Genomic DNA, 18,068 nt, shown 5'->3' with positions numbered 1-18,068 from the left:
CTGAACAGCTGGTCACATGTTTAAACACAGAGCAATCAACCAATTACTCTCCGTATGAAAATGCGATCACCCCCGGGGCCGCGTCTTCAGGAAGTCCCCGTCACCCGCTCCTTCGCGTCTGGAGATCGTCATGACCCACGTCCACACCGACCACGACGACCATGCCCACGGCCCGTGTGTCGAGCCGCACGCCCACATCCACGGTTCCGGCGCCGAGCGGCAGGACGGTGCCGGCTGCGACGACGGGAAGGGCGGCGGCGAGGAAGGCCGCGACGTCCACGCCTCGCACGACGAGGACGCCTAGCGAAATGAACGTCTCACCGATCGTGAAAGCTGGTGTCAGGCATGCATACCGACCATGACGAGACCGACCACGACCACTTCGAGCGGGGCGGTCACGAATCCCGCCGTTCCGACTACCGGCAGGCCACCTCGTCCGCGGGCCGTGCGCACGCCGACACCACGGCCGGACTGCTCACCGCGTCGGCCGTTCATCACCAGGTCTTCAGCGTGGTACGGCTGCGCGAGGGCTACGACCTGGCCGAGGTCGACGCCTTCCTGACGCGTGTGGAGACCAGCTTGGCCCAGCTCTGGAACGACAACACACACCTGCGCGAGCAGCTGGCCGCGTGGCTGGCCGCCGAACCCGCGCCCTCCCCCAACGGCGCCGCGGCCAGACGCGACGCCGAGGAGCTGATCACCTCCGCCCAGCAGCAGGCCCACGAGATCCTCCAGGAGGCGCGGGCACGCGCCCAGACGCTTCACGACGAAGCCCAGCAGGCCGCCCGCGCCCTGAGGGAGCAGGCCCACGCCCCCTACCGGCACCTTGTGGAGTACCACCTCGGTCAGCTCGCCGGCCTGGCCACGGACCACGGCCAGTATCTGAACGACGGTCTGGCCGCGCACCTCGCCCAGTTGCGGCACCTGCTCGCCGACTCCCTCTCCCCCGACCCGCTCTCCCCTGACCCTCTGGTCTCCGACCCCGTCACCTCTCCTCTGGCACGGTCCGGCGTGTCCGCCGATCAGCCGCAGGGCCCCGCCCCGCACTCGGTTCCCCTCCCCGCCTCCTACAGGCCAGGACACCTTCCCGCAGGGGTGGACGTCGCCGGCTCGCTGATACCGACGCAGCCCCTTCCCGAATCCAGGCACAGGGCATGACCGTCGCTCGCCCCCCGCGACCCATGACCGACCCCGCCAGGGATCCCGCTCGCCCCTGAACCCCCGACTTCGCGCCACCCGCGTCAGAAAGGCAGCGTCATGCTCCTGCCATCCGGGGCGTCCGCACTCGCCCTGGCCCTGCACCACACGCCCCGGCCCGATCTTTCCTCCCCTGCCTTTCCTGCCGTCTCCCCCGTCGGGTGGCCGTCGGGTTGGCCGCCACCGGACGCGTTGCTGCCCGGATGGCTCACCTCGGCCGGCCTCGGCACCTGGACCGCGGTGCTGCTGGTGTCTTTGTCGACGCTCGCCGGAGCGTGGCTGGCGCGCCGCAACGCCCGGAAGATCACCGTATGGCTGGCCGTCGCCTCGGCGCTCATGCTCATCACCGCGCTGATCGAGCTCCTGCCGGACGCCTGGCGCGAAGCATCCGACACCAACACGCCGCTGTGGTTGCTCGGACTCGCCACCGTCTTCGGTTTCGCGGTCATCACCTACTTCACCCGCAAAGGGTGCGGCCACTCCCACGAGAGCGCCCGGCGCGGCAAGCATGCCCCTGGCCTGCACCGCAGGGTGACCCGCGTCGTCGGCGCCGCCCTGTTCGGCGGCGTGGGCACCGCCGCGGCGCTCACCGTGCACCGTGTCGTCGAAGGAGCGACGCTGGCCCTGGCCGCCTCGGCCGTGGTGGTCGCGGCCCTGATGGTCCATTCCGCCAGCGAGGGCCTGGCATTGACCGCCCTGCTGGACCTGGGACGTCAACGCCTCGCGCCCTGGCTGCTCGCCTCCTGCTTGAGCCCCGCCCTCGGCGTGGCCCTGGCCACGCTCGCCCCGCTGCCGCCCGCTGTCGTGCCGCTGCTCCTCGGCATGATCACCGGCGTGCTGCTGCGAACCGCCGTCGTCGGCCTCAAGCTGGCCGGCAACGCCAACGGCGGCCGCCTGTCACGTCGTCACCTGATTCTCGCCTCCGCGGCGGTCCTGGCCACCACGGTCCTGCTGCTGTCCGCCCAGACCGTGCTCGAGGACGGCTCTCCGTCGGCCGCCGACATCCCCGCGGCCGCCCCGGCCGCCGCGGGCCGTACCGTGACCAACGCCCAGGCGGGCGGTATGGAGGAGGCCGAGGGGCCTGCGGAACCGGACTCCCTCACCGGTGACGGCGGCGGCCCTTCCCCCGCCCCGCCGACGGACCTGCACAGCGGTGAGCCCGTGCTCAGCCGTGACCAGCTGCGCCAAGCCGTGGCCAGCGGACGCCTGAGCCTGGCCGAGCTGCTGCGGCGCACCGACGCCACCGCCGCCGCCACCCCCATCGGCTGGTTGCTGCAGGTCATGCCCGGCTGCAGCGCCGACCGGATCGGGACGTTGCTGGAACTCGGCGAGATCGCCGCCGACGCCAGCATGGGCGAGCTGACCAACCGTCAACGCCGCTACCTGCTGCGTACCTTCGCACCGGCACCCGATCCATCCGAATCGGCCGAGTGAGCCGTGCGCCAACTGTCACCGCACGGCCGCCCGCCTCACCAGACGGCCGCGCCTGCCGCCACTCCCCCCGCGGCAGGCGCGGTTGACCGGGGCGAGGCGCGGCACGCGAGACGATGCCCAGGCATCGAGGTGCCGCAGGATCGTCGCGGCGCGCCAGGTCGTCGCGCGGCGATCAGCCGGTGCCCGGGTGGGCCTAGCGCAAGGTCAGGACGGCGGCGGGCAGCCCTCGCAACGCCCACTCCGCTGGTTCCCTTCCTCGAGAGGATCTGATCCGGGCAGAGATCCTCGCCCTGTGCGGGTCCCAGTCGCTCAACCGGTCGCAGATCGCCGGCCGGCTGGGGCTCGGCGCCGCCACGGTGACCGAGCACACGCGCCGCCTCATCGAGCTGGGTTTCATGCGCGAGCTGCCGCCGCAGGTCAACGGTCCCGGGCGGCCGAGGGTGCCGCTGGAGGTGGTGCCCGACGCCGCCTACACGCTGGGCCTGCGCGTTCACCCCGACCACCTGGTGGGCGTGCTCATGCGGCTCGACGGCAGCGAGGTGCGCCGGTTCACGCTGCCGTTCGATCCGTCCGGTGACCCGGTCGAGCAACTGTCGCAGGCCTGCGAGCCGGTGCTGGCCGACCCTGCCTCGGGCCCGAAGGTGCGTGGCATCGGCCTGGCGCTGCCCGGCGTCATCGATCCTGCGGCGGGAAGCCTGCGGCTGTCACCCCGGCTGGGCTGGACCGGCCTGCCGCTGCGCCCGCTGCTGGGCGCCCGCCTGCCCGTGCCGGTGCTCATCGACAACGACACCAGGGCGAGCACCACGGCCGAGCTGCTGTTCGGCACCGGCCGCGACCACGACGACTTCCTCGTGCTCGCCATCGGCGACGGCGTCGGCATGGGCATCGTGCTGGGCCGGCGCGTCCACCGGGGGCCCGACGGGGTGGCGGGCGAGTTCGGTCACGTGCCGATCGGTCCCGATGGGCCCGCCTGCGTGTGCGGCAGGCGCGGTTGCCTGGACGCCTACCTGGCCACCTACGCGCTGGCCAACGAAGCCCAGGCGCGCGGGCTCACCGGCGCGGGCCTGACGCTCCCCGATCTGGTACGGCTGGCCGAACGCGACGCGCCCGGCATCCGCGACCTGCTCGCCGAGCGCGGCGCCATCCTGGGCAGGGCCGTGGCGGGGGTGGTGAACGTGCTGGCCGTACGAGCGCTGACGGTGATCGGCGAGAGCCATGTGCTCTGGCCGTTCCTGGAGCCCGGTTTCCGTCCCGCGGTCGAGGGCGGGGTCCTGTCCGCGCTGGACATCAACGTCCGGCGGTGGGACGACAGCGCGCACGCCCGCGGCGCCGCCAGCCTCGCCCTCGCCACGATCGTGGCCTCACGCTGAGGCTGCGCCCGCGACGCCACCCGCCGGCCCGGAAGCCGACAGGCCGCGCCGGATGCTCAACGGCGCGAGGCCGCCGCCCCCGTGGACTCGCGGACCGCCAGCGTCGTCTCCAGCCTGGCCAGCGTCGGCGTCCCCGCCTCTCCCGCGTTGACCGCCGCCGGCAACAGGTCGACCGCCATCCGGCCCGCGGCCGCCGTCGGCTGCCGCATCAGGCTCGTCCGATTCTGCTACCGGTTGCGTATGGGAACGCCGCCTGGATCCCGGCGAATCGCCGGCTCACCGGCGCACGCTCCGGAGCGCTCTTGACGTAGTCCGTCGAGAACGACACTGTTTCATGCAACTGGTTGCAGTACCGGAAGAGAAAGGCCCGCCACGTGAGCAGACCTTGTCACCGGGAGCGCGGGGCGCCCGGCCCCGGCGGCGTGGCCCCCCGCCACCGGAGACGAGGCGGCCGGCGTTGGCGCCGCGCTCGGCCGGCGGGCAGGCGCCGCCGGCGCGCCACCGAACTCTCTTGAAGGAGCTTTGACGAATGAACCTCAGTGGTGTCCTGTTCTTCCCTGTGACACCGTTCGACGGCGAGGGAGCGCTGGCCGAGCACATCGCCCGTGGTCTGCGCCACGGTCCCGGTGCGGTCTTCGTGGCGTGCGGCATGGGCGAGTTCTCGGCGCTGCCGCAGGACGAGCAGGCGCGGGCCGTCGCGGTGGCGGTCGAGGTCACCCAGGGCGCGGTGCCCGTCGTCGCGGGCGCGGGCGGTCCCCTCGGCATGGCGCTGTTCGCCTTCGCCCCCGAGATCGCGACGGCCTACTTCGCCGGCGACACCCGGTTGCTGACCGCCTTCTACGCCCCGCTGGTCGAGCTGCGCAGCAAGGCGCCGGGCTACGCGGCCTCGCTGGTCAAAGCCGGACTGCGGCTGCGCGGGCTGGACGTCGGCCCGGTGCGGGCGCCGCTGACCGACCTCACGCCCGAGCACCTTGCCGAGCTGGACACGCTCATCAAGACCGGCCTGTCGCTGGTGGCGTCATGATCAAAGACCTGGTGACGGAGCTGCGCTCGGTGCCACTGCGCAGGCCATGGGGCGCCGACGTGCGCCACAACCATGTGATCGTCTGCACGGTCGCACTGGAGGACGGCCGCGTGGGCACGGGGTTCTCGTGGACCCCCCAGATCGGCGCGAAGGCCATCAAGGCGCTCCTGGACAACGACATCCGCCAGGCACTGATCGGCATGCCCGCCCATCCCGAGCTGGTGTGGGAGCGGCTGTCCAGGCACCTGAGCGAGGCGGGGCGCGGCGGGCTGACCACGATCGCCATGGCCGGAATCGATCTTGCCTTGTGGGACCTGCGCTGCGGCGAGTCCTCACTCGCCGACGTGCTGGGCGCGCGCCGCGCCGGCGTCCCCGTCTACGGCAGCGGCGTCAACCTGCACTACTCCCTGGACGAGCTGGTCGAGCAGGCCAGGCGCTGGAGCGCGGCAGGCCATCGCGCCGTCAAGATCAAGGTGGGCAGGCCCGACCTGGCCGAGGACGTCGAACGCGTCGCCGCGGTCCGCGAGGCCGTCGGCCCCGCCACGACGCTGATGATCGACGCCAACCAGCGGTGGGATCTGCACCGCGCCCGCCGCGCGATCGCCGCGCTCGCGCCGTACGACCTGCACTGGATCGAGGAGCCGCTGCCCGCCGACGACGTGGCCGCGCACGTGGAGCTGCGCCGCCGCATCGACGTGCCCGTGGCGGTCGGCGAGAACGTCTACACCGTCCACGGATTCCGCGACCTGCTGACGGCGGGCGCCTGCGACGTGATCCAGCCGAACGTGGTCAGGGTCGGCGGCATCACCCCGTTCCTGCGGATCGCGGAGCTGGCCCACGCCTTCGACGTGCCGGTTCACCCGCACCTGCTGACCGAGCTGTCGGGACAGCTGGCCCTCGCGCTCCCCCATCCGGCCATGGTGGAGAAGGTCGAGGACGCCACGCTGACCGACCTCGGACTGCTGGCCGAGCCGTATCCGGTCGTGATCGAGGGTGCCGAGCTGCGGTCTTCGGGCGCCAGAGGGCTGGGGTTGACGTGGAGCTGACCAGGGTCGTGCCGGCGGGCGCCCACGGCCACGGCCGCGCGCACCTCGCGTACCTGCGCGCGACGGCCGCCAGAGGGCTGGTGGAGCTCGTCGGAGTGTGCGACATCCGTCCTGTCGAGACCGGCCTGCTGGACGGCCTCGGCATGCCCGACCAGGCGGGGCCCGAGGACTTCGGCGATCTGATCGCGCGCACGTCCGACTTTATCGGGCCGTGGGATGGCGGCGCCGACGGGCAGGCCCGGCGGGCGCTGGCGGGTGACGCTGCACCACGGTCTGTACGACGAGGGCTACGCGGTCACCGACCAGGTCGTCTTCCAGCGGCCGGCCGGGGGCGGATGGCGCCAGGCGCCGGTGACGGAGGTCCCGGCGCTGGTGTTCAGCGAGGCCATGCGGGACGTCGACCTGTTCGTGGCGCTCACCTCGATCACGGCCGATCCCCAGCGGGCCGACCAGGGGCCTGATCGGCTGCGGGACTACTGGCGGTCCGGCTTGTTCGCGGCGCTGCCGCCCTCCGCTGAGGTGCGCCGCGACGCGCTGTCCCGATTGATCGGGCGTCCGGCCATCGCCGACCGGTGCGCCGTGACCGATCGCTTCCTGGTGGTTCGGGGCGACCTACGCACCTACAAGATCCACCTGGGGTCGGCGAACATCCTGATGGAGCCCAACGACGCCTACCTGTGCGTCGTCTCCGCTCGCGATCCCCACGCCGGGCTGTTCCTTCCGTTCGAGGAGGACGGCAGGTTGGCGCTCATCCTCAGCAAGGCCTTCCTGCTGGCGAACGACACCGCCATCACCGGCTCCTCCATCACCAGCCAGATCCGGGCCTGATCCACGAGCGAACAACGGCATGGTGGAGGGGTGACCGTCGTCGCGGCGCTTCACCGTACAGCCTGCGCGCGAGGCCGCCCGATCGCCCTTGGTACATGGCGACCACGGCTCTTGACGGCATCGGAGCACGGCTCGTAATGTCTGCTGGCCAGGCGTTAAAACGTTTCTCTTGCGGGTGGGAGTCTCATGCGACGCGTCTGCTTCCTTCTGAAAGTGCGCCCCGACCGCCTGGAGGAGTACCGGCGACGGCACGCGGCCGTCTGGCCTGACATGCTCGACGCGCTGCGCCGCACGGGGTGGCGCAACTACTCGCTGTTCCTGCGCCCCGATGGGCTGCTCGTCGGCTACCTCGAGACGGAGGACTTCGACGCCGCCCGCAGCGCGATGGCGGCGACCGAGGTGAACGACCGGTGGCAGGCGGAGATGGCGCCGTTCTTCGAGGCCCTGGACGGCCGCCGCCCCGACGAGGAGATGCTCACTCTGGACGAGGTGTTCCACCTGGACTGAGGCGCACACCCCGGGGCGGGCCGGTCCCCCGCCCCCCACGGCCGGGCCTGTCATCGCGGCCTGGCCGCCGGGGCGAGGGACGCGCGCCGGGTCACCTCAGGCCGGCCGACGCGCCTTTGACCCTGCCCTTGCCCGACGCCTTCCCGGCCCAGTAGAAGGCGCCGGTCAGGACGTTCCTCTTGCAGGTCAGCACTCTGTGGTTACCGGCCTTGATCTTCTCTCCCTCGTCGTAGCGGACGCCGTCGAAGGTGCAGCCCTGGGCACGGGCCGCTGCGGCGTCCGCCGGCGACATCGGCATGAAGGCGACACCCGCGGCGAACAACGTCGCGGCCAGGGCGAGCACCTTGGATCGGACACGGATGTTCATCGTTTCCCCCGGTTGACCGAATCCGTCGTGGGGTTCGATCCGGCCATTCTGGGAGATACCGGTTGCCGGCCGCTTGCGACCCACTGGCATGGTTACCAACGCCGACCTGCGGAAACAGGCGCCCAGGCGACCGCGCCGTCGACGAGTTCCTGGACGCGCTCAGGGGTGTAGATCCCGTCCACGAGGAGTTGCGCGAGACCGAGGATGCCCGCGTGCGGGTCGAGGTCGCTGCGGACGATCTGGAGGTTGCGCGTGGCCAGCGGCAGGGACCGCCGGTAGACGATCTCGCGGATGCCGGCGAAGAGTTGCTCGTCGGTGTGGGCGAGCTGACCGCCGATCGCGATGACGCGCGGGTTGAACAGGTTGACCATGTCGGCGATCGCGCCGCCGAGGATGCGGGCCGCGCGCCGGGCGAGCCGTACCGCGACGAGGTCACCGCCGCGGATCAGGCGCACGGCGTCGTCCACGGTGGCGACGTCGCGGCCCGCCTCCCGCAGGTCGCGGACCAGGGCCCACCCGCCCGCGTAGGCCTCCACGCAACCGGCGTTGCCGCACCGGCAGGCGGGCGGCTCGGCCACGTCGTCGACGGTGACCTGGATGTGGCCGACGTCACCGGCCGCGCCGTCGGCGCCGCGGTGCACCTGCCCGCTCGCGATGAGACCGGTGCCGACCCCCGTGCCGATCTTGACCATGAGCAGGTGCGGGACGTCCGGATAGCGCAGGCGCTGCTCTCCGAAGGCCATGGCATTGACGTCCTTGTCGACCAGGACGGGGCAGCCGTAGCGGGAGCCGAACCAGCCGGGGATGTCGAAGCGGTCCCAGCCCGTCATGATCGGCGGGCTGACCACGCGCCCGGTCGCGAAGTCGACGGGGCCAGGAACGTCGATGCCCACGCCGAGCACGGAGGCGGCGTCGTGGCGGCCGTCCTTGATGATCCGGGCGAACAGCTCGTCGACGATCGTCAGGATGGCCTCGGGGCCCGCCGTCACGTCGGCGCGCGTCTCGAGTTCGGCGCGCACGTCCCCGCCGAGGTCGCACAGGGCGGCGCGCAGGCCGGTGGCGCCGATGTCGGCCACCAGCAGCACACCGCGGCCGCGGTTGACGATGAACTGGCCGGCGGGGCGGCCCCGGGTGCGCGCGTCCTCCGGCGCGGGTATCAGCAGGCCTGCGGCCAGCAGCCCGTCGAGGCGCTGGTTGACCGTGGTGCGCGAGAGCCCGGTCCTGCGCATGACGTCGGCCTTCGTGAGGCCGTCGGAGGAGTCTCGGAACAGGCTGAGGATCTCACCGGCGCTGACCCCCATCCGCGCCGAGACGACGCCCGGTGTGTGCATTCGACCACTCTAGCTATGAACTGCATTGGGCGTAAGTCAAGGATGTTTCGACTTAAAAAGTCGAAAGAGGTCTTGTCAGGATTCAGAAGTGGACTTACGGTCATCAGACCAACGCCGAAAGGGGCACCCGAATGCACGCGAACACCAGCAGCCGTCACGCGGCGGCAGTCGGCGCCGTCGTGACCGCGGGCGCGCTCGTGCTGGGGGCCTGCGGCTCCAGCGGGTCCGCCGACACGAACGCCGCCACCGGCGCGAGCGACGCGGCAGACGCCCAGACGAAGATCGCCGCCATCATCAAGGGCCTGGACAACCCCTTCTTCCAGACGATGAAGCAGGGCATCGACGACCAGGCCAAGGCCGCCGGGGTACCCGTCACGGTCCAGGCGGCCAACTCCATCACCGACACGACCGGCCAGGCGGACAAGCTCAACGGCCTGGCCGGGCAGGACTACTCCTGCTACGTGGTCAACCCGATCTCCGGCACCAACCTCATCCAGGGCCTGGCCAGGCTCTCCGTGCTGAACAAGACCGTCGTCAACATCGACAGCCCGGTCGACGCAGCGGCGGCCAAGAGCGCCAACGTCACGCTGGCCACCTACATCGGCACCGACAACGTCCAAGCCGGGAAGATGGCCGGAGCTCGGATGACCGAGCTGGTGCCGGCAGGCGGCGACCTCGCCGTGGTCGGCGGCATCGCGGGAGACGTCACCAGCGGCGCCCGGGTCGAGGGGTTCCAGAAGGGGATCGGGCCCAAGCTCAAGGTCGTGCAGACGGTCGCCGCCAACTGGGACCGCCAGACGGCCCTCACCGCGGCGACCGACGTCATGCGGGCCAATCCGAACCTGGTGGGCTTCTTCGTCGCCAACGACGACATGGGACTGGGCGTGGCACGGGCCATCGCCAACTCAGGAAAGACGGGCAAGGTCAAGGTGATCAGCGTCGACGGCGTCAAGGACGCGCTGGAGGCGGTCAAGGCAGGCACGCTGGACGGCACCGTCGCCCAGTACCCGTACGCGATCGGCCTCATGGGCGTCGAGGCCTGCCAGGCCGCCGCGAAGGGCAAGGCCCTGCCGCCCAACGTGAAGGCCCCGGTCGAGATGGTCACCAAGGACAACGCCGAAAAGGCGCTGGCCGCCACGCCCAAGCCGTTCGGCACCTACGACGACCCGTTCAGGAACCTCACCCGGTAGCGGCTCACCGTCGCGACCGGCCACCGGCTGTCCCAGCCTGCCCGGCCGCCGCGACAAGGAGGACATCCATGGCGAACGCAACGCTCGCGGCACCTGAGCGCGAGGCCTGGTCCGCGAGGCTGAAAGACGTCGGCTTCTGGGCCGAATGGGCCGCCCTCGTCGGGCTCATCGTCCTCGTCATCGTCTTCCAGGCCCTGAACCCGACGTTCCTGAGCACGGGCAACATCGCCTCCATGCTGGTCGCCGCGGCGATCCTCATCATCCTTTCGGTGGGCCAGACCTTCGTCGTGGCCACGGCGGGCATCGACCTGTCGATCGCCTCGACCATGACACTCGGCGCGGTCGCCTTCGGCCAGGCCTACGCGGCGGGCTGGGGGCTGCCGCTCTCGTGCCTGCTGGCGGTCGTGGCCGCCGCCCTGGTCGGCGTGGCCAACGGCCTGATCATCGCGAAAGGGAAGATCACTGACTTCATCGTGACGCTGGGAACGCTCTCCGCGGCCTCCGGCCTGGCGCTGATCCTGGCCGACGGCAAACCCGTGACGATCATCGACCCGGCCCTGCTGAGCCTGTCGACCGGCGGGATCGGGATCTTCGGCTGGTCGGTCATCATCGCGTTCGTCGTCGCCGTCGTGGCCCACGTCGCGCTCTTCCACACCCGCTTCGGCACCCACCTGCTGGCCACCGGCGGGGCACCGGAGTCCGCGACGGCGATGGGCATCAGCACCCAGCGCATCAAGATCGCCGTCTACACGATCAGCGGCGTGCTCGCCGGGCTCGGGGCGATCCTGCTGGTCGCCCGCATCGGCGCCGCCGAACCCGCGGCCAACACCGCCTTCCTGCTCAACTCCGTGGCCGCGGTCGTGCTCGGCGGGGTCAGCCTCTTCGGCGGACGGGGAACCATCGTGGGCCCCGTCATCGGCGCCCTGCTGCTGACGGCCCTGGTCAACGGGCTCACCCTGCTCGGCGTCTCGCAGTTCTACCAGCCCTTGGCCGTCGGCATCGTCGTGGTGCTGGCCGCACTCCTGACGAGGTTCCAGCGATGACCGACCACCTCCAGCCCGGCGCACGCGAGGACATCCTGTTGCGCACCGAGCACGTCTCCCTGTCCTTCGGCAGCGTCCGCGCCCTCGTCGACGTCTCGGTGACGCTGCGCCGCGGCGAGATCACCGCCCTCGTCGGCGACAACGGCGCGGGCAAGTCCACGCTGGTGCGGTGCGTCTCCGGGATCCACCGGCCGCAGAGCGGGCGGATCGTCTTCGACGGCGGAGAGATCGACTTCCACTCGCCGGAGGACGCCAGGGAGGCCGGCATCGAGACCGTCCACCAGAACCTCGCGCTCGTCGAGGACCTCACGGTCTGGCAGAACCTCTTCCTCAACCGTGAGATCGTCCGCAGGTTCGGCCCTGTCCCCGTCCTCGACCGGCGCGCCATGCAGGTCCGCGCGAAGGAGATGGTCTCCACCCTCGCCGTCAACGTGCCCGCGGTCCGCTCACGTGTCCGTCGGCTGTCCGGCGGGCAGCGCCAGGCCGTCGCCATCTGCCGCGCGGCGGGTTTCAGCTCCAAGCTCGTCATCATGGACGAGCCCACCGCGGCCCTCGGCGTCCAGGAGACCGCACGGGTCGAGGAGCTCATCGTCAGGCTGCGGGACGAGGGGCACTCCGTCCTGCTCATCAGCCACAACTTCAGCCAGGTCATGAGGCTCAGCGACCAGGTGTGGGTGATGCGCGCAGGCCGCTGCGTCGGCGGACGCCGTACGGCCGAGACGACCGGCGAGGAGATCGTCGCCCTCATCACCGGCGCGGCCGGCAGTTGACCCCGTCCCCAGCAACCCGAGAAGGCACCCACCTGATGACCGATGACACCACGACCAACCCGATCGGCGTGCACGCCCTGGTATGGGCCGGTGACACGAGCCCGTCCTCAATCGCCTCCGCGATCGAGAAGACCAGGGCCACCGGATTCGACCTTCTGGAGATCTCCCTGCACGACTGCGCGAACCTCGACGCCGAAGCCGCCCGCGACGCCCTGAGCGCCGCAGGCCTGGGCGTGGCGTGCTCGCGCGGCCTCGCCTTCGACGCCGACATCTCCAGCGATGACCCGTCCGTGGTCGAGCGCGGCGAGAAACTGCTGCACGACTCCCTCGCCGTGACCAGGGCGCTCGGCGGCACGCACTTCACCGGAGCCCTCTACAGCGCCCTGGGCAAGTACGACCACCCGCTGACCGCCGCCGGCCGCCGCAACGTGGTGTCGGTGCTGCGCCGACTGGCGCAGGAGGCCCGCCCGTACGGCATGACACTCGGCCTGGAGATCTGCAACCGGTACGAGACCAACGTCGTCAACACCGCACGCGACGCGCTCGTCCTCGCCGACGACATCGGCGAGGACAACGTGCTCATCCACCTGGACACCTACCACATGAACATCGAGGAGGACGATCTGGTACGGCCCGTGCTCGAGGTCGGGGACCGGCTCGGCTACGTCCACATCGGCGAGAACCACCGCGGCTACCTCGGCTCGGGGCACCTGGACTTCACCTCGTTCTTCCACGCGCTGGCGGACATCGGCTACCGTGGGCCGATCACCTTCGAATCCTTCTCCTCGGCGGTCGTGATGCGCGGTCTGTCCAACGATCTGGCCATCTGGCGCAACCTCTGGTCCGACGGCGAGGACCTGGCGCGGCACGCCCACGCCTTCATCACCAACCACCTGCACACGAGCCGCTCGCGATGACGTCCCTCGACGACCTGGCGGACCGGGCCCGATCCCTCGTACGAGGCAGGCATCGCACGCTGCTGGGCATCGCGGGCGGACCCGGGTCGGGCAAGACCACGCTCGCCGAGAACCTGGTCGCCCTGCTGCGACGCAGGCCTCCCGCCGGACTGCCGCCGCTGGACTGGGTGGCCTACCTGCCGATGGACGGCTTCCACCTGGCCGACGTCGAGCTCGACCGGCTCGGTCGGCGCGACCGCAAGGGAGCCCCTGACACCTTCGACGCCGCCGGCTACGCGGCCCTGCTCCGCCGCCTGCGGCAGGACGAGGACGACGTCATCTACGCGCCGGCCTTCGAACGCGAACTGGAGCAGCCGATCGCCGGGAGCATCCCGCTCCCCCGGGCCGCCAGGCTCGTCGTCACCGAGGGGAACTACCTGCTGCTCGACCAGGGTGACTGGGCGCGCGTGCGGCCCACCCTGCACGAGGTCTGGTACTGCGACCTGGACTCGGACGAGCGCGTGCGCAGGCTGGTCGCCCGGCACGAGCGGTTCGGCAAAGACCACGACGCCGCCGTGGCCTGGGTGCTGGGAACCGACCAGCGCAACGCCGACCTCATCGCCACCACCCGCCCGAAGGCCGACCTCATCGTCCCCGACGCCGTTCTCCGCACGATCGGCGAACGGGACCAGGCGATGATCGACTGACTCCTGGTGGCCGCCGGCTCCCCGCGCGGGCGGCCGGGCAGGGCTGACGTAAGATCCCGGCCATGGATCGCCCAAGCCTGCCGGACGGCCTGCGGTTGCTGCTGTCCGACGACCCCGTCCTGGACCTGTACTCCTACGGGCCGTGGCGGGTTCCGGACGGCCTGTACGAGCAGGTGCGGGCGCGGGCCCTCGCGCTGAACGCCGATCCCGCGGCCGAGGCGCTCGCGGTCGAGCTTCCCGACTTCCTCGCCGAGGACACCACCGTGATCGGCGCGGAGCTGTGGTACCTGCTGCAGTTCCTCGTCGGGTCGGTGGCGCTGTGCGGCGGCTCCGCCTGCGACCTCGCCTACGAGACGATGAGCGACTTCGTGGCCGAGCCGAGGCGGCCCAACCGCAGCTGGACGTGGTCGTCGGCCGACACGCCCTTCCTGCCGCCGGCGTACTGGCTGCTGGACGGAACCGGCGACGATCCGGAGCTGCGCGAGCTCGCGTTCACGCTCGCCCGCCGGTGTCTGGACGTCTTCGCGGGCATCGAGCCGCTCGAACCCCGGCGCAGGGCGCTGATCGCGCTGCACGACCAGCGCGCCACCGACCCCGCGCTGGCCAAGGAGGATCTGGTCGCGCCGCTGGAGGCGTTGCCGCGGCTGTGGGCCGAGCGGGCCGACCCGCGGCACCTGGCCGTCCTGCCCGAGCTCCTGGGACCGGCGGGCTACCTCGACTGGGCCTGTACGGGATTCCTGGCCGCGCACACCCGTCTCATCGAGAACGTTCCGGGGGCGGCAAGCGCGGGACCGCTGCCGGGCACCGCCTTCACCTTCGAGCACGAGGTGACGCTGGCGTGCCTGCTGGCCCAGGCCGAGATCAGCGAGGTGCCCGCCGAGCTCGCCGTGAGCCTGGGCATGTCGCGATACACCCAGGTGCAGGCCCTGTTCTCCCAGGTGCGCGAGGGATTCAACGCCGACGGCTGGCACGCGCTGACACGGTCGTGGCTGGCGCGCGGAGTGCTCGCGGGTGAGGCCGAGGCCTGCCGCGCCTGGCTCGACATGGCCATCAGGGTGACCGGCGCCGTCCAGGGGCTGCCGGGGCCCGCCGCGGTGAACCCGGAGAGTTCGCTGCCCGTCAGCTCGTTCCAGCGGGACGTGCGCATGCTGTGCGCGCCGCGCAGGGCCGTCAATCCGCTGCTGGCCCGGTACGTCGCCGGCCAGGCGCCCCGCACGGACCCCGCAGCGGAACTGGTCGGACAGCCGGAGCTGGCCGAGGCGGTGCGTGCCGCGGTCGAGGCGAGGTGGCAGGGCGCCGCCAGACCGGCACGGCTGCTGCTGGCGGGGCCGGACAGCACGGGACGCATGACGGCGGTGGAGATCCTGCGGCGCGCGTTCGCCACAGCCGAAGGACCGCCCGAGGTCGTCTACGTCTCCGACCAGGTGTTCACCGACATGAACGCCAGCGAGGCCGCGCTGCACCTGCTGTCGCGCACCCGGGATCTGGGGGTCGGTGACCTGCTGGTGGTGCAGGGGCTGGACCGGATCGTCGCCAACGGCCGCTGCGGGGCTGTCGCCCTCGAGGAGCTCCGCCGGGTGCTGCGCCAGCAGCCGGGCCTGCACGTGGTCGCGACGTGCGGTGCGGGCGGTGATGTCACGGTCGCGCTGGCCAACCCCTCGTTGCATCACGAGTTCCGCGTCGCCGGCACACGCGAGTTCACCGAGGACGAGCGTGCGGAGTTGTTCCGGCGGGCGGTCGGCAGGCGAGGCGCGACGGCCTTCGACGAGGCGGCCAACCGCGCGGCCAGGCTGAGCGGCGCCGGCAACCTCCGCGGCGCCCGCCTCATGGAACACCTCGCCGAGCAGGCCGTCGGGTCAGCGCGACGGCGCGGCTCCGCCGAGGTGACCGGCGCCGACCTGCCGGCCGCCCCCGGCCACCGGGGAACCGGGCTGGAGGCGTGCCTCGGGCTGGAGCCGGTCAAGGCGGAGGTCGCGCTCGTCATCGCGGAGGCGAGGGCGGCCAAGCTGCGGCGTGCCGCCGGCATGCCCGCGCTCTCCCCGCCGCCGCACCTGGTGTTCACCGGCAGGCCCGGCACCGGCAAGACCATGGTGGCGGGCGCGCTCGGCCGGACGCTCGCCGAGCTCGGGCTCCTCTCCTCGGGTCATCTGGTCACCGTCGACCGCGCCGACCTGGCCGGCCGACACGTCGGGGAGGCCACCGCCAACGTACGGCGAGCCCTCGAGCGCGCTCTCGGCGGCGTGCTGTGCGTCGAGGACGCGGGAAATCTCGCCCGCCCCGGCATCGACATCGACAGGGCGCGCAGCCGCGACGTCGTCGACGCGCTGCTCGCGGGTGTCCAGGCGCACCAGGATGATCTGCTGATCGTCCTGTGCGGCCCAGACGGCGCGGTCAACGGCCTGCTGAGATCCTCCCCCGAGCTGGCGGAGGCCTTCCCGCGGGTCGTCCACTTCCCCGACCTCACCGGCGAGCAGGTGGTGGCCCTGTACGAGAGCAAGGCGGCCGAGGCCGGATTCACCCTCCGGGAAGGGGTTCTGACCAAGGTGGAGCGGATCGTCCGGTCGGCACGGCCCGGCGCGGCGGGCGCACGCCTCGCGCTCCGCCTGCTCGAACGCTCGGTGGCCATGCAGTCGCGCCGGGTACTGGCCGACGGCGTGATCGACGGCGACGAGTCGCTGCACGAGATCCTCGCCGACGACGTCCCCGACTCCGTTCGCCTCGCCGCGCGCACCCGGCAGGGCGACGATCCGCTCGCCGCCTTCGACGCGCTGGTCGGGCTGGAACCGGTCAAACGCGAGGTGCGGCTGCTGGTGGCCGAGGTCGAGGCGGACCGGCTGCGCAGGTCGGCGGGCCTGCCGGCCGTCTCGCCCACCCGCCACCTGGTGTTCACCGGAAACCCCGGCACGGCCAAGACGACCGTCGCCAGGTTGATCGCCTCGGCGTACGCGCAGCTCGGCCTGCTGTCGTCCGGACACCTGGTGGAGGTCTCCCACGCCGACCTGATCGCCGAGTATCTCGGCCAGACGGCGCCCAAGGTGCGCGCCGCGGTCGAGAGCGCCCTCGGCGGCGTGCTCTTCATCGACGAGGCCTACGCGCTCACACCTGGCGGCTCGCACAACTCCTACGGTCCCGAGGCGATCGCCGAACTGCTGCGCCTCATGGAGGAGCACCGCGACGACCTGGTCGTGATCGCCGCCGGGTACGAGAGCCGGATGACGGACTTCCTCGCGGCCAATCCCGGTCTGGCCTCGCGCTTTCCCACCACGGTGCGATTCCCCGACTACAGCGAGAACGAGCTCGTCGCGATCTTCGAATCCATGGCGTCGACGGCCGGACTCGTCCTGCACAGCGGGGTACGCGACGAGGTCCGCGGCGCCCTTCGGGCGATCCCGCGCGGCGAGTCCTTCGGCAACGGCCGCGTCGTCCGCAACCTCCTCGACCGCGCGGTGGCCCACCAGGCGGAACGCATCCTGGCCCGACAGGACCCGACTCCCGACGACGTGCGGGCGCTGCTGCCCTCGGACATCGTGACGAGCCCGTCGGCCGCGACGGCCGAGCAGGACGGGACAGGCCAGTACCTGTGACCGCGGCGGCCCTACGGCCCCGCGGTCCTGACTAGTGGCCCATCACGGGCTTGGCACCCGCGGAGGGCACGGGCAGGTGCTCGCGGATGAGCAACCAGCTCGCGACCAGCACCCACGCCGCTGTCAGCAGCCCGGGCAGGATCACCATGAGCGGGCCGTCCGGTGACAGCGCCCCTCCCGTACTGCCGATCATGGCCGCCGCCAGCAGCCTGATCGCGGCGACGGCGATGGCGAACCAGGCCATCCACATCGGGAACACCCGCGTGTGCATGATCGCGGCCGCCACCGCCCCGAACGTCCCGGCGACCGCCACCCCGGCGATCCCGCCCATCACCGTCAGCGCCGTGTACGGCCCTGCGGCCACCGCCAGCAACGCCGGATGCGCGGTCATGGCATAGGTCACGCCGGCGAAGACGGCCACCCCGATGAACCCGAGCGCGGTGACGAGCACGAACCCGGCCAGCACCATCCCGGGGGTGTCACTGTTCTCGTCGGCCCGGCGGAAGGCCGTGGCCAGCGCGACGCCGAACCACAGGAACAGCATCGAGGCGATGGCGAACAGCAACGCCGCCGTCAGTATCTGGGTCCGGTAGCCGGACAGATATCCGGCGATGACGAGCGCGGGATCGTGGATGCTCGGAGCGTTCCCCATCACCAGCCGTCCGAGGAGCCCGACGACCAGGGCACCGATACCGGCCAGTCCACCCCATCGAAGTTCGTGACTCTCTTTCGTGTGCATGAGAATCCCCCCTGACTTCGATGATTCGTCCTGCT

Annotated in this window: 18 protein-coding genes; 14 read left to right on the top strand and 4 right to left on the bottom strand. The window is 71.6% G+C overall.

Going from position 1 to position 18,068, the window contains the following annotated elements; translation table 11 throughout:
• Window positions 1-130: 130 nt before the first annotated feature.
• From AC3EO4_RS27625 to AC3EO4_RS27610, 4 genes are all read left to right on the top strand, one after another.
• Window positions 131-304 carry a hypothetical protein gene (locus AC3EO4_RS27625; protein ID WP_431898505.1) on the top strand — a complete coding sequence of 58 codons (174 nt, stop codon included), beginning with the start codon at window positions 131-133 and terminating at the stop codon, window positions 302-304.
• Window positions 305-345: 41 nt separating this feature from the next.
• On the top strand, window positions 346-1,158 hold the full coding sequence (locus AC3EO4_RS27620) for a DivIVA domain-containing protein (protein ID WP_431898503.1): 813 nt from the start codon (window positions 346-348) through the stop codon (window positions 1,156-1,158).
• A gap of 99 nt (window positions 1,159-1,257) precedes the next feature.
• Window positions 1,258-2,631, top strand: a complete 1,374-nt coding sequence (locus tag AC3EO4_RS27615) for a hypothetical protein (protein ID WP_431898502.1) — start codon at window positions 1,258-1,260, stop codon at window positions 2,629-2,631.
• A gap of 356 nt (window positions 2,632-2,987) precedes the next feature.
• A complete protein-coding gene (locus tag AC3EO4_RS27610; RefSeq protein WP_431898501.1) occupies window positions 2,988-4,001 on the top strand; it encodes an ROK family protein in 1,014 nt (337 codons plus the stop codon).
• A gap of 56 nt (window positions 4,002-4,057) precedes the next feature.
• On the opposite strand, the gene AC3EO4_RS27605 is transcribed toward AC3EO4_RS27610, so the two are convergent.
• The gene (locus AC3EO4_RS27605; protein WP_379580436.1) at window positions 4,058-4,210 is read right to left on the bottom strand and encodes a hypothetical protein; all 153 of its coding nucleotides are present in this window, start codon (window positions 4,208-4,210) and stop codon (window positions 4,058-4,060) included.
• 320 nt (window positions 4,211-4,530) lie between these two features.
• On the opposite strand from AC3EO4_RS27605, the gene AC3EO4_RS27600 reads away from it, so the two are divergent.
• The 4 genes from AC3EO4_RS27600 to AC3EO4_RS27585 all read left to right on the top strand — a co-directional run bounded on the left by AC3EO4_RS27600 (window position 4,531) and on the right by AC3EO4_RS27585 (window position 7,406).
• A complete protein-coding gene (locus tag AC3EO4_RS27600) occupies window positions 4,531-5,025 on the top strand; it encodes a dihydrodipicolinate synthase family protein (protein WP_379580434.1) in 495 nt (164 codons plus the stop codon).
• Window positions 5,022-6,071, top strand: coding sequence for a mandelate racemase/muconate lactonizing enzyme family protein (locus AC3EO4_RS27595; protein ID WP_379580432.1), 1,050 nt, complete (start codon window positions 5,022-5,024; stop codon window positions 6,069-6,071). The genes AC3EO4_RS27600 and AC3EO4_RS27595 overlap by 4 nt, the downstream gene beginning before the upstream one ends.
• A gap of 216 nt (window positions 6,072-6,287) precedes the next feature.
• Window positions 6,288-6,899, top strand: a complete 612-nt coding sequence (locus tag AC3EO4_RS27590; RefSeq protein WP_431898500.1) for a DUF7737 domain-containing protein — start codon at window positions 6,288-6,290, stop codon at window positions 6,897-6,899.
• Window positions 6,900-7,085: 186 nt separating this feature from the next.
• Window positions 7,086-7,406, top strand: coding sequence for an L-rhamnose mutarotase (locus AC3EO4_RS27585; protein WP_379580426.1), 321 nt, complete (start codon window positions 7,086-7,088; stop codon window positions 7,404-7,406).
• A gap of 91 nt (window positions 7,407-7,497) precedes the next feature.
• Here AC3EO4_RS27585 and AC3EO4_RS27580 read toward each other — a convergent pair whose 3' ends face one another.
• Together AC3EO4_RS27580 and AC3EO4_RS27575 are read right to left on the bottom strand one after the other, a co-directional pair.
• Window positions 7,498-7,773 carry a hypothetical protein gene (locus tag AC3EO4_RS27580; protein ID WP_431898499.1) on the bottom strand — a complete coding sequence of 92 codons (276 nt, stop codon included), beginning with the start codon at window positions 7,771-7,773 and terminating at the stop codon, window positions 7,498-7,500.
• Window positions 7,774-7,865: 92 nt separating this feature from the next.
• Window positions 7,866-9,104: an ROK family protein gene (locus AC3EO4_RS27575; protein WP_379580422.1), complete on the bottom strand. Its 1,239-nt coding sequence runs from the start codon at window positions 9,102-9,104 to the stop codon at window positions 7,866-7,868.
• A gap of 131 nt (window positions 9,105-9,235) precedes the next feature.
• On the opposite strand from AC3EO4_RS27575, the gene AC3EO4_RS27570 reads away from it, so the two are divergent.
• From AC3EO4_RS27570 to AC3EO4_RS27545, 6 genes are all read left to right on the top strand, one after another.
• Window positions 9,236-10,294: a sugar ABC transporter substrate-binding protein gene (locus AC3EO4_RS27570; protein WP_431898498.1), complete on the top strand. Its 1,059-nt coding sequence runs from the start codon at window positions 9,236-9,238 to the stop codon at window positions 10,292-10,294.
• 68 nt (window positions 10,295-10,362) lie between these two features.
• Window positions 10,363-11,337 carry an ABC transporter permease gene (locus AC3EO4_RS27565; protein WP_431898497.1) on the top strand — a complete coding sequence of 325 codons (975 nt, stop codon included), beginning with the start codon at window positions 10,363-10,365 and terminating at the stop codon, window positions 11,335-11,337.
• Complete coding sequence (locus tag AC3EO4_RS27560; protein ID WP_379580416.1) at window positions 11,334-12,107, top strand: ATP-binding cassette domain-containing protein; 774 nt, start codon at window positions 11,334-11,336, stop codon at window positions 12,105-12,107. Before AC3EO4_RS27565 ends, AC3EO4_RS27560 begins: the two co-directional genes overlap by 4 nt.
• Before the next feature lie 35 nt (window positions 12,108-12,142).
• On the top strand, window positions 12,143-13,024 hold the full coding sequence (locus AC3EO4_RS27555; protein WP_379580415.1) for a sugar phosphate isomerase/epimerase family protein: 882 nt from the start codon (window positions 12,143-12,145) through the stop codon (window positions 13,022-13,024).
• Window positions 13,021-13,710: a nucleoside/nucleotide kinase family protein gene (locus AC3EO4_RS27550; RefSeq protein ID WP_379580414.1), complete on the top strand. Its 690-nt coding sequence runs from the start codon at window positions 13,021-13,023 to the stop codon at window positions 13,708-13,710. The genes AC3EO4_RS27555 and AC3EO4_RS27550 overlap by 4 nt, the downstream gene beginning before the upstream one ends.
• 62 nt (window positions 13,711-13,772) lie before the next feature.
• Complete coding sequence (locus AC3EO4_RS27545) at window positions 13,773-17,294, top strand: AAA family ATPase (protein WP_431898496.1); 3,522 nt, start codon at window positions 13,773-13,775, stop codon at window positions 17,292-17,294.
• A 31-nt stretch (window positions 17,295-17,325) separates the two neighbouring features.
• Here AC3EO4_RS27545 and AC3EO4_RS27540 read toward each other — a convergent pair whose 3' ends face one another.
• Window positions 17,326-18,033 (bottom strand): hypothetical protein, encoded by a 708-nt coding sequence (locus AC3EO4_RS27540; protein ID WP_379580410.1) that lies wholly within the window; start codon window positions 18,031-18,033, stop codon window positions 17,326-17,328.
• Window positions 18,034-18,068: the final 35 nt, after the last annotated feature.

Source organism: Nonomuraea sp. bgisy101 (assembly GCF_057708945.1).
This window is presented reverse-complemented; position numbering and strand designations above follow the sequence as displayed.